The 13,155-nt window shown below is 64.8% G+C and carries 12 protein-coding genes; 8 read left to right on the forward strand and 4 right to left on the reverse strand.

The features are described 5' to 3' along the window. The first annotated feature begins 157 nt into the window (after positions 1-157). The 6 genes from FHU31_RS28735 (at position 158) to pth (ending at position 4,453) form a co-directional block, all read left to right on the forward strand. Positions 158-1,138 carry a ribose-phosphate diphosphokinase gene (locus FHU31_RS28735; protein WP_090362410.1) on the forward strand — a complete coding sequence of 327 codons (981 nt, stop codon included), beginning with the start codon at positions 158-160 and terminating at the stop codon, positions 1,136-1,138. A 31-nt stretch (positions 1,139-1,169) separates the two neighbouring features. Continuing rightward, a complete protein-coding gene (arsC, locus tag FHU31_RS28740; RefSeq protein ID WP_167164448.1) occupies positions 1,170-1,511 on the forward strand; it encodes an arsenate reductase (glutaredoxin) in 342 nt (113 codons plus the stop codon). Beyond that, positions 1,508-2,173, forward strand: a complete 666-nt coding sequence (locus tag FHU31_RS28745) for an LpqN/LpqT family lipoprotein (protein WP_167164450.1) — start codon at positions 1,508-1,510, stop codon at positions 2,171-2,173. Before arsC ends, FHU31_RS28745 begins: the two co-directional genes overlap by 4 nt. Before the next feature lie 51 nt (positions 2,174-2,224). Then, positions 2,225-3,088, forward strand: a complete 864-nt coding sequence (locus FHU31_RS28750; protein WP_167164452.1) for an oxidoreductase — start codon at positions 2,225-2,227, stop codon at positions 3,086-3,088. A 139-nt stretch (positions 3,089-3,227) separates the two neighbouring features. Continuing rightward, positions 3,228-3,875 carry a 50S ribosomal protein L25/general stress protein Ctc gene (locus FHU31_RS28755; protein WP_090362402.1) on the forward strand — a complete coding sequence of 216 codons (648 nt, stop codon included), beginning with the start codon at positions 3,228-3,230 and terminating at the stop codon, positions 3,873-3,875. A 2-nt stretch (positions 3,876-3,877) separates the two neighbouring features. Continuing rightward, entirely contained in the window at positions 3,878-4,453 is a 576-nt protein-coding gene (gene pth / locus FHU31_RS28760) for an aminoacyl-tRNA hydrolase (RefSeq protein ID WP_167164454.1), read from the forward strand. Positions 4,454-4,545: 92 nt separating this feature from the next. On the opposite strand, the gene FHU31_RS28765 is transcribed toward pth, so the two are convergent. Then, a complete protein-coding gene (locus FHU31_RS28765) occupies positions 4,546-9,429 on the reverse strand; it encodes a cadherin-like domain-containing protein (RefSeq protein WP_167164457.1) in 4,884 nt (1,627 codons plus the stop codon). Between the two features lie 238 nt (positions 9,430-9,667). Between FHU31_RS28765 and FHU31_RS32090 the strand changes: the two genes are divergently transcribed. Then, complete coding sequence (locus tag FHU31_RS32090; protein WP_167164459.1) at positions 9,668-9,865, forward strand: hypothetical protein; 198 nt, start codon at positions 9,668-9,670, stop codon at positions 9,863-9,865. Between the two features lie 190 nt (positions 9,866-10,055). Here FHU31_RS32090 and FHU31_RS28775 read toward each other — a convergent pair whose 3' ends face one another. After that, on the reverse strand, positions 10,056-10,895 hold the full coding sequence (locus FHU31_RS28775; protein ID WP_090362393.1) for an ABC transporter permease: 840 nt from the start codon (positions 10,893-10,895) through the stop codon (positions 10,056-10,058). Continuing rightward, on the reverse strand, positions 10,892-11,881 hold the full coding sequence (locus FHU31_RS28780) for an efflux ABC transporter ATPase subunit, DrrA-related (RefSeq protein WP_409371169.1): 990 nt from the start codon (positions 11,879-11,881) through the stop codon (positions 10,892-10,894). The genes FHU31_RS28775 and FHU31_RS28780 overlap by 4 nt, the downstream gene beginning before the upstream one ends. Before the next feature lie 99 nt (positions 11,882-11,980). On the opposite strand from FHU31_RS28780, the gene FHU31_RS28785 reads away from it, so the two are divergent. Further along, entirely contained in the window at positions 11,981-12,499 is a 519-nt protein-coding gene (locus tag FHU31_RS28785) for a DUF6611 family protein (RefSeq protein WP_167164463.1), read from the forward strand. Here FHU31_RS28785 and FHU31_RS28790 read toward each other — a convergent pair. Continuing rightward, a complete protein-coding gene (locus FHU31_RS28790; protein WP_167164465.1) occupies positions 12,466-13,131 on the reverse strand; it encodes a DUF998 domain-containing protein in 666 nt (221 codons plus the stop codon). The genes FHU31_RS28785 and FHU31_RS28790 overlap by 34 nt on opposite strands. Between the last annotated feature and the right edge of the window lie 24 nt (positions 13,132-13,155).

Consider the following 13,155-nt stretch of genomic DNA (forward strand, 5'->3'; position numbering starts at 1 on the left):
GCGCAAGCGGCCGACGAGTGCCTCGGCCGATGCCGCGCGCCGGGCCGGGGCCGCCGAACCCGACGCCTGATGTTCGTAATCTGGTAACCCGGGGACGCGGGACGGTTACTGGCCCGTACGATTGGCGCGTAATCGACCCGACTGGCGAAGGCGACAGATGAGCCACGACTGGACCGACAACCGCAAGAACCTGATGCTCTTCTCGGGTCGGGCTCACCCAGAGCTGGCCGAGCAGGTGGCGAAGGAACTCGACGTACCGGTGACCGCGCAGACCGCGCGGGACTTCGCCAACGGTGAGATCTTCGTCCGCTTCGACGAATCGGTACGCGGCTGCGACGCGTTCGTCCTGCAGAGCCACCCCGCGCCGCTGAACCAGTGGCTGATGGAACAGCTCATCATGATCGATGCGCTCAAGCGCGGTAGCGCCAAGCGCATCACCGCGATCCTGCCGTTCTACCCGTACGCCCGCCAGGACAAGAAGCACCGCGGCCGCGAGCCCATCTCCGCCCGCCTGGTCGCCGACCTGTACAAGACCGCCGGTGCGGACCGCATCGTCACCGTGGACCTGCACACCGACCAGATCCAGGGCTTCTTCGACGGTCCGGTGGACCATATGCGCGCCCAGAAGCTGCTCACCGGGTACATCGCCGAGAACTACGCCGACGCCGACAAGGTCGTCGTCTCCCCCGACTCGGGCCGCGTCCGGGTCGCCGAGAAATGGGCCGACTCCCTCGGTGGCGTGCCCCTGGCCTTCATCCACAAGACCCGCGACCCGCTGGTGCCCAACCAGGTGAAGTCCAACCGGGTCGTCGGTGAGGTCAAGGGCAAGACCTGCATCCTGACCGACGACATGATCGACACCGGCGGCACCATCGCGGGCGCGGTCAAGCTCCTTCGCGAGGACGGCGCCAAGGACGTCATCATCGCCGCGACGCACGGTGTGCTCTCCGACCCGGCCGCGCAGCGCCTGGCCGACTGCGGTGCGCGTGAGGTGATCGTCACCAACACGCTGCCCATCGGCGAGGAGAAGCGCTTCCCGCAGCTCACCGTGCTGTCCATCGCACCGTTGCTGGCCAACACCATCCGCGCGGTCTTCGACAACGGCTCGGTCACCGGCCTCTTCGACGGGTCCGCATAGCGACGAGCGCCTGCCCGAGGAGCAATCAGCCATGGTGGCGACGATTTTTCACAACCCGAAATGCTCGACCTCGCGCAAGACGCTGGACCTGTTGCGCGAGAACGGTATCGAGCCGGAGATCGTGCTGTACCTGAAGACCCCGCCGTCGCGCGCCGAACTGGCCACGCTGATCGCCGATGCCGGTATCCCGGTCCGCGAGGCGGTGCGCACACGCGAATCGCTCTACACCGAACTGGGACTGGCCGACGCATCGGATGACGAACTGCTCGACGCGATGGCCGAACACCCGATCCTCATCGAGCGGCCCCTGGTGGTGACCGACAAAGGCACCCGGCTGGCACGGCCGATCGATCGCGTGCGCGACATCCTGTGAGGATCGCGGCAGCCCTGGCGGCGCTGGCCGTCCTGCTGGCCGGCTGCGGTGACGACACCCCGGATTACAAGTCGATCTGGACCACCCCGACGACGACCACCTCCAGCGCCGATCCCAGCGCCGCACCAAAGCCGGTGCCGCTGTCGGCCTACCTGGAAAGCGTCGGCGTCACCGGCGATCCCGTCGCGCCGGAGAAGATCACCGACCTGACCGTCGACCTGCCGCGGCCGGCCGGCTGGCAGGCCTACAGCAACGTCAACCTCTCGCCCGGCACGCGGGTGATCGCCAAGGGCGACACCTATCCGACGGCGATGCTGATGGTGTTCAAACTGACCGGGAACTTCGATATCGCCGAGGCCCTCAAGCACGCCGACGCCGACGCGCAGTTGTCGCAGAACTTCACGAAGCTCAACGGGTCGAACGAGAACTTCCGCGGCTTCCCGTCGTCGATGATCGAGGGCACCTATGACCTCAACGGGCGCCGGATGCAGAGCTACAACCGGATTATTATCGCGACCGGTACCCCGCCGAAGACGCCGCCGGGCGCTCCCGGTCAGCGTTACCTGATCCAGCTGACCATCACCAGCTACGCCGAAGAGGCGCAGAAGCAGGGCAAGGACATCGAGGGCATCATCGCCGGGTTCAAGGTCGCCGCCAAGTAGGTTTGGCCGGGCCGGCGCGCAGCGACCCGGGGATTGACTACTGTTCCCGGCATGAACTGGACAGCCTCAGATCTGCCCTCCTTCGCCGGGCGCCGGGTCATCGTCACCGGGGCCAACAGTGGGCTCGGCTTGGTCACCGCCCGTGAGCTGGCCCGGGTCGGGGCATCGGTCACGCTGGCGGTGCGCAACCTGGACAAGGGCCATGCCGCCGCCGCACAGATGACCGGCGATGTCACCGTCGCCAGACTGGATCTGCAGAGCCTGGACTCGATCCGGGAGTTCGCGACCGGGGTCGACGGGGTCGATGTGCTGGTGAACAACGCCGGCATCATGGCGGTGCCGTTCGCGCTGACCGCCGACGGATTCGAGAGCCAGATCGGCACCAACCACCTCGGCCATTTCGCACTGACCAACCTGCTGCTGCCCAAGATCACCGACCGGGTGGTGACGGTGGCCTCGCTGATGCACCTGCTCGGATGGGTCGATCTCAAGGACCTGAACTGGAAGTCCCGGCCCTACCTGGCCTGGCCGGCCTACGGCCAATCCAAGCTGGCCAATCTGCTGTTCACCAGCGCCCTGCAGCGCCGGCTGGCCGCCGCCGGTTCCCCGGTGCGGGCCATCGCCGCGCACCCCGGCTACTCCGCCACGAACCTGCAGGGCCAGACCGGGAACGCGGTCGGTACCAAGGTGTGGTTGGCGGCGAACAAGATCGCCACCGATGCGGACTTCGGCGCCAGGCAGACGTTGTTCGCCGTGTCCCAGGATGTGCCCGGCGACAGCTTCATCGGCCCGAAGTTCGGGATGCGGGGCCCGACCGGCCCCGGCCCGCGTAGCCCACTGGCTCGCTCGGTGCGCACCGCCGAGGGCCTGTGGGAACTGTCGGCGCAGCTCACGGGTACCGAATTTCGGATCTGAGCACGTCATCGGCTACCCTTGCTGACGTCACGGCGAGGGTTGGTCGACATCTGTCAATGCAGAAGACCACCGTTATCGACGGGAACCCACTTCGTTGGACCCTGGCCGTGTGTGAACCGGTTTACAGGAGGACCAACACATGGCCAAGAACTCGGCCCCCAACAAGCTGACCGCCGACGTGCGCACCCGCACGGGCAAGGGCGCCTCGCGCCAGGCCCGCCGTGACGGCAAGGTCCCCACCGTGCTGTACGGCCACGGCGAGGATCCGCAGCACCTGGAACTCAACGCGCGTGACTTCGCCGCCGTGCTGCGTCACTCGGGCACCAACGCCATCCTGACCCTCGATATCGCGGGCAAGGAGCAGCTGGCGCTGACCAAGGCGATCGTCATCCACCCGATCCGCCGCAACATCGTGCACGCCGATCTGTTGGTCGTGCGCCGCGGCGAGAAGGTGACCGTCGACATCGCGGTCGTCGTCGAGGGCGAGGCTGTGCCGGGCACCCTGGTCACCCAGGACGCCAACACCATTCAGGTGGAGGCCGAGGCGATGTCCATCCCCGAGCAGGTGACCGTGTCGGTCGAGGGCCTCGAGGCGGGTACCCAGATCACCGCCGGCCAGATCGAGCTGCCCAAGGGTGTCAGCCTGATCGTCGACCCGGAGACCCTGGTGGTCAACGTCGTCGCCGCGCCGACCGCCGAGGACCTGAACGCCGAGGGCGCCGGCGAGACCGCCGCTGCCGGTGGGGCTGCCGCGGAGCCTGCCGCCGAAGCCGAGTCCGCCGAATAGTTTTGGCCGAGCCGTTACTGGTGGTTGGGCTCGGTAACCCCGGGCCCAACTACGCCAAAACCCGGCACAATGTCGGCTTCATGGTGGCCGACATCCTGGCCGACCGGATCGGCTCGGGTTTCAAGGTGCACAAGCGCTCCGGCGCCGAGGTGGCCACCGGCCGCCTCGGCGACCGGTCCGTGGTGCTGGCCAAACCACGGGTGTACATGAACGAGTCCGGCCGTCAGGTCGGGCCGTTGGTCAAGTTCTACTCGGTGGCACCCGCCGATATCGTGGTGCTGCACGACGAGCTCGATATCGACTTCGGCCGGATCCGGCTCAAGCTCGGCGGCGGCGAAGGCGGCCACAACGGCCTGCGCTCGGTGGCAGCCGCGCTGGGCACCAAGGACTTTCAGCGGGTGCGCATCGGCATCGGCCGACCGCCCGGCCGCAAGGATCCCGCGGCCTTCGTGCTGGAGACCTTCAATTCTGTTGAGCGTCCTGAGGTTCCGCTGCTCTGCGAGAACGCCGCCGACGCGACGGAGCTACTGCTTCGGGTTGGTGTCGAGGCCGCGCAGAACACCGTGCACGCCTGGTAGTTTTCTCCCCCCGCCATTCCGCGAGCGTGCGTGTTTGCACGGCGACACGCCGTGATTCCTGGCATTTTGCGCACGCTCGCGGGGTGGTTTGGTTAGACGGCTCCCACCGAGTAACCGTAATTGTTGATCGGGATTATGGTGATGTTCCCGCTCTCGGCGACTGTCATCTTGAATACGGTCCAGTAGGTGCCCGGCATTGCTGGATCGACATTGAAGATCATATTGATCCGCGCACTGCTGGAGTAGACCATCACCGTCGCCCCAGACTTCGACAGGACAGTCGAGTTCGTCGATCCGCCGCTCGAAAAGTTGTATACGTAGAAGTAGTACTCGCCTGGCAGGAAGTCACGAATGGTCGTAGCTTCGGGACCGTATGCGCTCGTGTCGTCATAGTCCAGGTCGACGTAGGACTTTCCGTTTACGACGTAGGACTGGTTGCCGTAGTAAACATGGAATCGCCCACCCGTTGTCGTCGGACCGGTCAGATGGGAATCCAAGTCGTTGGGCGAGGAGCCCCAGCGGAGCACAATACGGACTTTCCTACTCTCCGTAATTCCGACCTCATCGAAGGCGTCTTGGATCGCGATCAACTCGCTATTCGTTAGACCCAGCGACTTCGCGGAGCTCAGCACTGCGGCCCGCGCATCGATGAAACGGGCACCCTGGCCAAGACGATACAGCGAGTTATAGAAGACCTTCGCCCACGTGTCGTCCGACACCGCGCGGGTCGTCGGATCATTCATCATTAGATACGCAGCTTTGTCGAATACTCCTGCGACAGCGTGGGCATCATCGTCACGCGCGACATCGGCCATTCTTGTGCGGCCGCCGTACAACGAGGGATCGGCCAAACTCCTACCGGCACAGGCATTTCTTCCGCCCGAGCCGCAGTTAAGATCTTCGCCGATCAACCAGCGTTCGGGCTCAGTCTTCCGTTGGACCTTCGCCTCGATCAAGCTGGCGATGATGTCAGCGTACGCCTCGTTCAGCGCCAGCGACTCCGTGGCGCCGTCGAGGCCATAGGTTCGCCCCTGTCCGATCACGTGGGTTATTACAGCGTGGGTGTACTCATGAGCGACGACGTCCAGAGCAGCTTCAAAGTCACTGCCGAATCGAAACGATCCATACGTACCTTGCAGATACCACGATGCGTTGGCATAGTTGCTTCCCACCAGACTGACCAGAATCGGCGCGCCCAGACCGTCGATGGAATCGCGGCCTAGTACGTCGCTGTAGTAGCCGTAGACAGCCTCCATATTGGCTATCGCTGAAACCCCAGACCTATCCCACCCGTTGGATGTCTTATAGATGAGACTGCCGGGGTAGCTGTTGAGGTGGAACTCGTCGGATACGGTGTACCCCGTTGCGTTGAACACCCAGATGTTGCGGTCGGCATCGACCAAGCGGTACGCGCTTCCGTCGCGGTCAACGGTGAAGGTCCGCGTCTTGTTTTTCAGGTCCTTGGCACTCTGAGTAGCCGGCGCGTACGCATCAAGGATTCCCGCGCTAGTGGCCAGCACAGTCCCCGCTCCTCCGCCGTTGGCGTACACGTAGTACCTTGCGCCGATAACCGGCAGCCCCTGGTCGACGTCGGGAATTTGATTCGCTTGATCCAACGTGGAGAGTACTTCGACGTCCCAGACCAGCCTCGGGGCCGAGTCACGGTCAAGCGCGTACACGGCGAGGTTGGATCTGAACGAAAGGGTCGCCAAAAGTGCCGTGATCTCCGCTTGGTCAGTTAGCTGCAAACCCTCGAGGAGGGCCGCCTTGGCGATCGAGACTGCTTGGGATGCTTGACTGATTCCAGCAGCCGGGGTGACGTCAACATTGTTGAGTCGCGGATCGTAATCGGATAGCAGACTTGTGACGGCCCCGTCGCGATCGACAACGAGAACCGATTGAGCACCCAACACAGGGATGGCGTTTACGGTTGGACTCACCCGATAGAAGGTTTCAGCCACCTCACCACGAGTATCCATCACTGCCTGCCTGATGATCTGCTCAGCGCGAACGGATCCAGCAGGTGCACCAAGCAGTTCAGCGACCTTGTTCAGAACGGCTGCGGCATCTGCGATCGAGCGCACAGCGTCATCGCTGAATGCACCGTCGATGTAGCGGACGGAACCATCCTCGTTCTCCCCCACCTGGACAAGTCCCGCGCCAACGAGGTCCTCGAGATCGACGAGGCTGACCGATCCGTCGTCATCCGGATGTCGTGGCACGATAACCACGCTGACGTCTACCGGCGCACCATCCTTACCGTCGAACGGCGTAATCGTAAACTGTGCCGCACGAGGTCCAACTCCCAGCGCAGCCTCGTAGCGAGCCTGCGCCGACGGCGTGAAGGCAAAGACACCAGTAGCCGGGTTAAGCACTACAGTGCCGAGTGCTGAGTCCACCACTTCGTCGATTCGGTATGTCAGCGCATCCCCATCGGAGTCAGTAGCAGTCACCTGCCCCGTCACGACACCGCTACTCGAATCCGTTGTGGTCGTGTACTTCCCCGGCGCCGGGATATGGTTTCCCACGCTTGCCGGCGCAATGTCCACCTTCAACTTCAGCGTTGCCGTTCCGCCGTGACCATCGCTGATCGTGAAGGTGATGGTGTCCGTCTTTGCCGAACTACTAGCTCCCGGTGCGCTCGCGGCTTGCCGGGCCGCCGCTGTCGGGGTATAGGTAAACGAGCCGTCAGCGTTGACGCGAACGGTGGCCTTCTTTGTTGCAACAGCTTTGGCGATGGTGACCGCGTCACCATCGAGATCGGAAGCACCCAGCTTCCCGGTGATACGCCCCGTATCTGACTTGGTGACGACATCGATCGCTGCCGGGCTCGTCGGCTTCGCGTTCTTCGCGCTGATCTTCACCGTCACCGGCACGTCATAGGTGCCGCCATGACCGTCATTGACTGTCACGGTGAAGGTTTCGTTCTTGTCCGAATCCGTCGCCCCCAACGCCGAGGCGGCATGCCGCGCCGCATCAGTCGGTGTGAAGACGAACCGCCCCTTGGCATCGATCGTCACATCACCCTTGGCCGGGTCTGATGCCGTGTAGGTCAGTACGTCTTTGTCCTTGTCGGACCCGGTCACCGTACCCTTCACGACGCCGGATGAACTCGGCTTACCCACTTTGGATTTCGCAGTCGGATCGATGTTCAACGGCGCGATGTCAACCGTGAGATCCTGCGTCAGAACACCCCGACGCCCATCGGAAATGGTGACCAGGAATGTCTCGGTAGTCGTTCCCGCCAAGCCAGTGGCCGCGGCGTGGCGCGCAGCCGCGGTCGGCGTGTAGGTGAAGCTCCCGTCGGCGTTGAAGACTATGGACCCCTTGGCCGGCACAGCCGAGAACGTCAAAGGATCGCCGTTGGAGTCGGTGACGGTCAGATGCCCGGTAACTACGCCGTTGGCGTTAGGTGCATTGACGACGGGGGCATGCGCCACCGGGAAATCGTTGTGCGGTACAAGCGAAATGATCTGCAGCTGATCATCGTCGCCGTAGTAGTACAGCTCCATCCCGTCCGGCGAAAGCACCGCACGGGGATAGAAATCGGTCGTGGTGGCTGTGACAGGTGTCGTGGTCAAGACGGCGGCCGTCCGAGTGTCGATCGCCACCACCGTGTTGTTCACGGTGTCGACCGCGAGCAGGACGGACCCGTCACCGTTGATGGCCAAGCCACCCAGGGTTTCAGCATAGGTGTCGATGGTGCCCACAACCTTGTATGTCTTGGTGTCGATTCCGCTGATGGTGCCTTCGCCGACCTCATTCAGATAGGCGCGGGTGCCGTCCGGGCTCAGCTCCACATCAGTGAAATACGTCCCTGCCGCAATGACTTTGGCGCTGCTGGATGATGACGAGAAGACGTACAGACCGGAGAGCACGACATCGGGATCGTCGGTCGGCATGTCTGCGATGACGTACACCTTCTTGCCGTCCGCCGCGACTTCGATGTCATAAAACGTGGGGATGGCGCCGGGCAGCTTCACCGTGCCCGTGACCTTGCCGCTGGCGGTACTGACCTTGGTGACCGAGGCCACCTGGTTACCGTTCTTGTCGTAGGTCAGCGTGGTGACGTACAACGTCTTGCCATTCGGGCTGACGGCGACACTGACCGGGTAGCGCTCCTTCAGATCGAAGGTCGAGGCGACCGCTCCGGTCGTGGTGTCGATGACCGCGACATGATCGGTGTAGTCGAGGCTGACGTAGAGCTTCTTGCCGTCGGGTGCGAGCACGGCCGAAATCGGCTCGGCTTCAAGTTGTATGGTGCCCAACACAGCGCGATGAATCGTGTCGACGACAGTGATCGTCTTGTCGTCATAGTTGGTCAAGTAAGCCCGAGTATCGGTGGCCACCACGCCGGTCACGTTCTTGCCGGTGGCCAATACACCCGAGTCGGTGATCGGTGTCGGCGCGATGGTCACATGCAAAGTGGCGACCTGATTGTTGGCCTTGACACCATCGGAGACCGTCACACCGAACTCGACGAATCCGGCGCCACCCAGACCGGCGATCAACCGCTGCGCCGCGGTCGGAGTGAACGTGAATGCACCGGTCTTGTTGTCGAGCACCAGCTTCCCCTCAGCTGGCGGAGCCACCACGGCGTACGACAGCTTCTTGCCCTCGGGATCAGTCGCGACGACCTTGCCGGTCACCGCACCCGTCGTCGGATCGGCAGCCGAAGAGGTCGGCGCTCCGACGACCGGTGGCGCATTCACCGCGGTAGCCGCCTGCGCGGTGCTCACCGGCGTGCCGCTATCCTCCGGTTTCGCACCGGACAACAGTGTCTCCACTTCACGACGAGCCGCGGCTAGAGCGACCCAGACGGTCGGCGATTCCGCTGGAACGCCGGGCCCGCCAGAGCTGTTGAACGGGTCGGTGACGGCGGACAGTACCGCTACGGCCAGATCCCTCTGTTCCTTGGGCTGGACCGGCGTTGAAACCTGCTCCGGCGCCTCGGTCGTCGTTGCAGGCGCACTCACCGACACCGCCGGCGCAGTGGTTGCGGCCGATGTGGTCGCCTGCGAGCTAGGGGGCGTCGCGTCCGTGTCGGGTTCGGTCTTTTTCCCAGGTTTCGTCGTAGTGGTAGGAGCGTCGGAGGAGGTAGTCGCCTTTGGCGACTTTTTCTTCGGTTTCGGCAGGTGGGAACGTTTCGGTGTACTGCCGGACTCGACCACTCCGGACGTACCGTCGGGGACCGAAGATTCCGGCCTGGTAGTGGTGGGCGATGTCGACGACCCCGACGTCTCGGTTGCGGAACCAGGGGCCGATCCGCTCGAGCTCTCGTTGCTCGACGACGGCGCACTCGACGAAGGCTCCGGGTCGGACGTGTCCGCCCACGCGGGTACCGCGGCGATGGCCGAACCGATCCCCAGCGCTACCGCCAGCGCGCCCACCCGGCCGACATGCTTCGCATAACCCATGACATCCCCTGTCTGAGGACACGTTTCACCCCACGCTGGACCTCGGGTCAGCGCGGCAGTTCGCGGGATGTCACGGTCTGATGGCAGTTCAACAGCAAGTTCGCAGCGAAACTATCAGGGAGTTGCCAGTCGGTTTGCTAGAAAATTGACTTTGGGGATAATTTCATCCGAACGGCCTACAACGCTCAGTCCGAGGTACGCCGCGCGTAGGCCCGCAAGGCGAACGGCGCCAGCACGGCCGTCATCGCCAGTGACCACAGGATGGTGGCCAGCACCGGATGGTGCAGGGGCAACTGTGCATCCGGCGGAGCCGCGGGGCCGTTACCCCACAGCTCCCGCATGGCCTGCGCCAGCGAGGACACCGGGTTCCATTCCGCGGCCACCCGAAGCCAGCGCGGCATCGGCTCGGTGGGCGCGAAGGTGTTGGCCAGGAACGTGATCGGGAACAGCACGGTGAACATCACCCCGTTGACGGCCTCCACCGAGCGCATCAACGAGCCGACCAGGATGCCGAACCAGATCATCCCGAACCCGAACACCAGGATCAGCGCGAACGCCAACACCGCGTCCCCGACACCGCCCCGGATCCGCCATCCGATACACAGGCCGGTGATCGCCATGACGACGATGCCGATCGACGAATGGATGAGGCTGGCGACGCTGCGGCCGATCAGCACCGAGGACCGCCGGATGGGCAGCGACCGGAACCGGTCGATCACCCCCTTCTCGGCATCGGCGGTGATGCCGGATGCGACGACGAACGCGGTGAACACGATGGTCTGCGCCTGGATACCGGGCAGCAGGAACTCACGGTAGGACGCCCCGCCCCTGGTGGCGATGGACGCCCCGAACACGAACGCGAACAGCAGCACGAACATGATCGGCTGCACCGTCACGTCACTGAGCATCTCGGGCATCCGTTTGGTGTGGATCATGTTGCGCTTCACCATGATCCAGGACTGCTGTGCGATATTCGTCGGCCGCACCGCCGGGTGCGCGATGGCCTTCTCGGATACGGCGGTCATGCCTGCGCCTCCTCGGCGGTCTCGGCGCGGTGCCCGGTCAGCGACAGGAAGACGTCGTCCAGGCTGGGCCGGGACAACCCGATGTCGTCGATCTTGATGCCGCTGTCCCGCAGCCAGTTGGCCACCCGGGTCAGGTCGTCGATACCGTCGGCCGCCGCGGTGAGCTGACGGGCACCCACGTCGACGTGCACCTCGGTGCCGGACCGGGCCACCAGGTCACGCGCGGTGGGCAGGTCGGCGGCGTGCGACACCGTGACCACCAGGCTGGCGTTACCGGCCTGCTCCTTCAGTTGCAGCGGTGTCCCTTCGGCGATGATCCGGCCATGATCGATGACGACGATCTCGTCGGCGAGTTGGTCGGCCTCCTCCAGATACTGCGTGGTGAGCAGCAGCGTGGTGCCGCCGGCCACGAGCTCACGCAGCACCTCCCACAGGTCGCTGCGGCTGCGCGGATCCAGCCCGGTGGTCGGTTCGTCGAGGAACAACACCGGTGGCGCGGCGATCAGGCTGACCGCCAGGTCGAGGCGGCGCCGCATCCCGCCGGAATACGAGCGCACCGGCCGGTCTCCGGCGGCCACCAGATCGAACTGCTCGAGCAGCCGATCCCCCAGTGACTTGAGGTCCTTGCGACCGATCCCGTACAGGCCGCCGATCATCCGGATGTTCTCGCGGCCGGTGAGCAGTTCGTCGACGGTGGCGGCCTGTCCGGTGAGCCCCATGTTGCGCCGCACCATATCGGGCTGGGTCCGCACGTCGTATCCGGCGACCCGCGCGGTACCACTGGTGGGTTCCGACAACGTGGTCATCATCCGCACCGTGGTGGTCTTGCCCGCGCCGTTGGGCCCCAGCAGCCCGAGCACGGCGCCTTGGGGCACCGTGAAGCTCACCCCGTCGACGGCCCGATTGTCGCCGAACTCTTTGACGAGTTCGATCGCCTCGATCGCCGGTGGGGTCATGGCCTCAACCGTAGCGAGGTGCCCCGACATCTCACCAATGCTTTTGACGGCGTCAAGATCCGCGCCCAGTCCGTAAAGATTCCGTTCACGACGCCGCCGGGGCCCCGAACCGGGCGTAGACCTGAGGACATGAGCGCCACCACCCAGACCACTCGCTGGCATCGCCTCCTCGACGGCGACCGCACGTGGGGGTCGTTGAGCATCTCCCTGACCCGTCACGGCATCACCCGCTATCGGCTGGTGGTGTTCCCGCCCGGCCTGTCCTGCGAGCAGCGCCGGCAGCTGCGGGTGTGGCGAGCCTGGCCGACATGGGGTCCGGCGCTGTGGCTGGTGCTGGAGGTGGCACTGTTACCGACCGCGGGAACAGGTGGTGCGCTGACGATATCCACGTTCGCCGCCCTGTCGGCAGGAGCCGTCTCGATGGCATTCGTCGACCAGTTCCGCCGCGAGGTCCAGACGCTGGCCGTGCTGCGGATGGCCGGGATCAACGATCGCGAGAGTGCCGAGTTGTTCGCCGAACTGAAGGGGCACGCCACCGCGCTGGCCCGCGCCGATCGCGAACTGGCCGCCGGTGAGATATCCGCCGCCGACCACGAGTCGGTGGTGTGGCGGGTCTACGAGGGCATGGCCCGCACCTCGATGGCCTGAGGCGCCCCGCGGATCAGCCACACCCCCAGGGCTATCACCGCGGCGACCTCGAACCCGGCGATCCCCCGCTCCACCAACCCCAGCGGGATGATCCGCCACCACGCCTGCCCCGACACCATGCCCACCGCGATCGCGCCGAACAGCACGCTGAGCCAGCCGACCGAACCCCACGCCAGCCAGCGCGCCACCCGCGCCCAGACGTCTCGGCCGCGGGCGATCAGCAGTACCGCCACCGGAAGCGCCACGAACGCGAGCAACGTCGCCACCCGGTGCACGGTTCCGCTGGCACTGGGGCCGACCGCCCAGTTGTGCTTGGGAAAGGCCACCACACCCAGCAGCCCGACCACCCAGAGCGCCATGAGTACCGATCCGACCGACAGCGGCGGTAGCCGGCCGGCATGAATCAGACCGGCCAACAGCAGCGCCGACCCGGCCGCCAGCGCCAGGACCGCGATCACGAACAGCCAACCACCGGTGGTGAACACATACTCGGAGATGGTGGCCCGCCGCAATGTCCTGCCGCGCAAGGGTTCTCCACCCAGTACGGCATCGAGCGCCAGCACGGCCAACAGGGATGATGCCGCCCCGAACACCGCGATCCAGCCGAACACCACATGAAGACGCCGGTTCATCGAACCAGCCTACGGATCGGCGAC

Source organism: Mycolicibacterium fluoranthenivorans, assembly GCF_011758805.1.
Taxonomy (GTDB): Bacteria; Actinomycetota; Actinomycetes; order Mycobacteriales; family Mycobacteriaceae; genus Mycobacterium; species Mycobacterium fluoranthenivorans.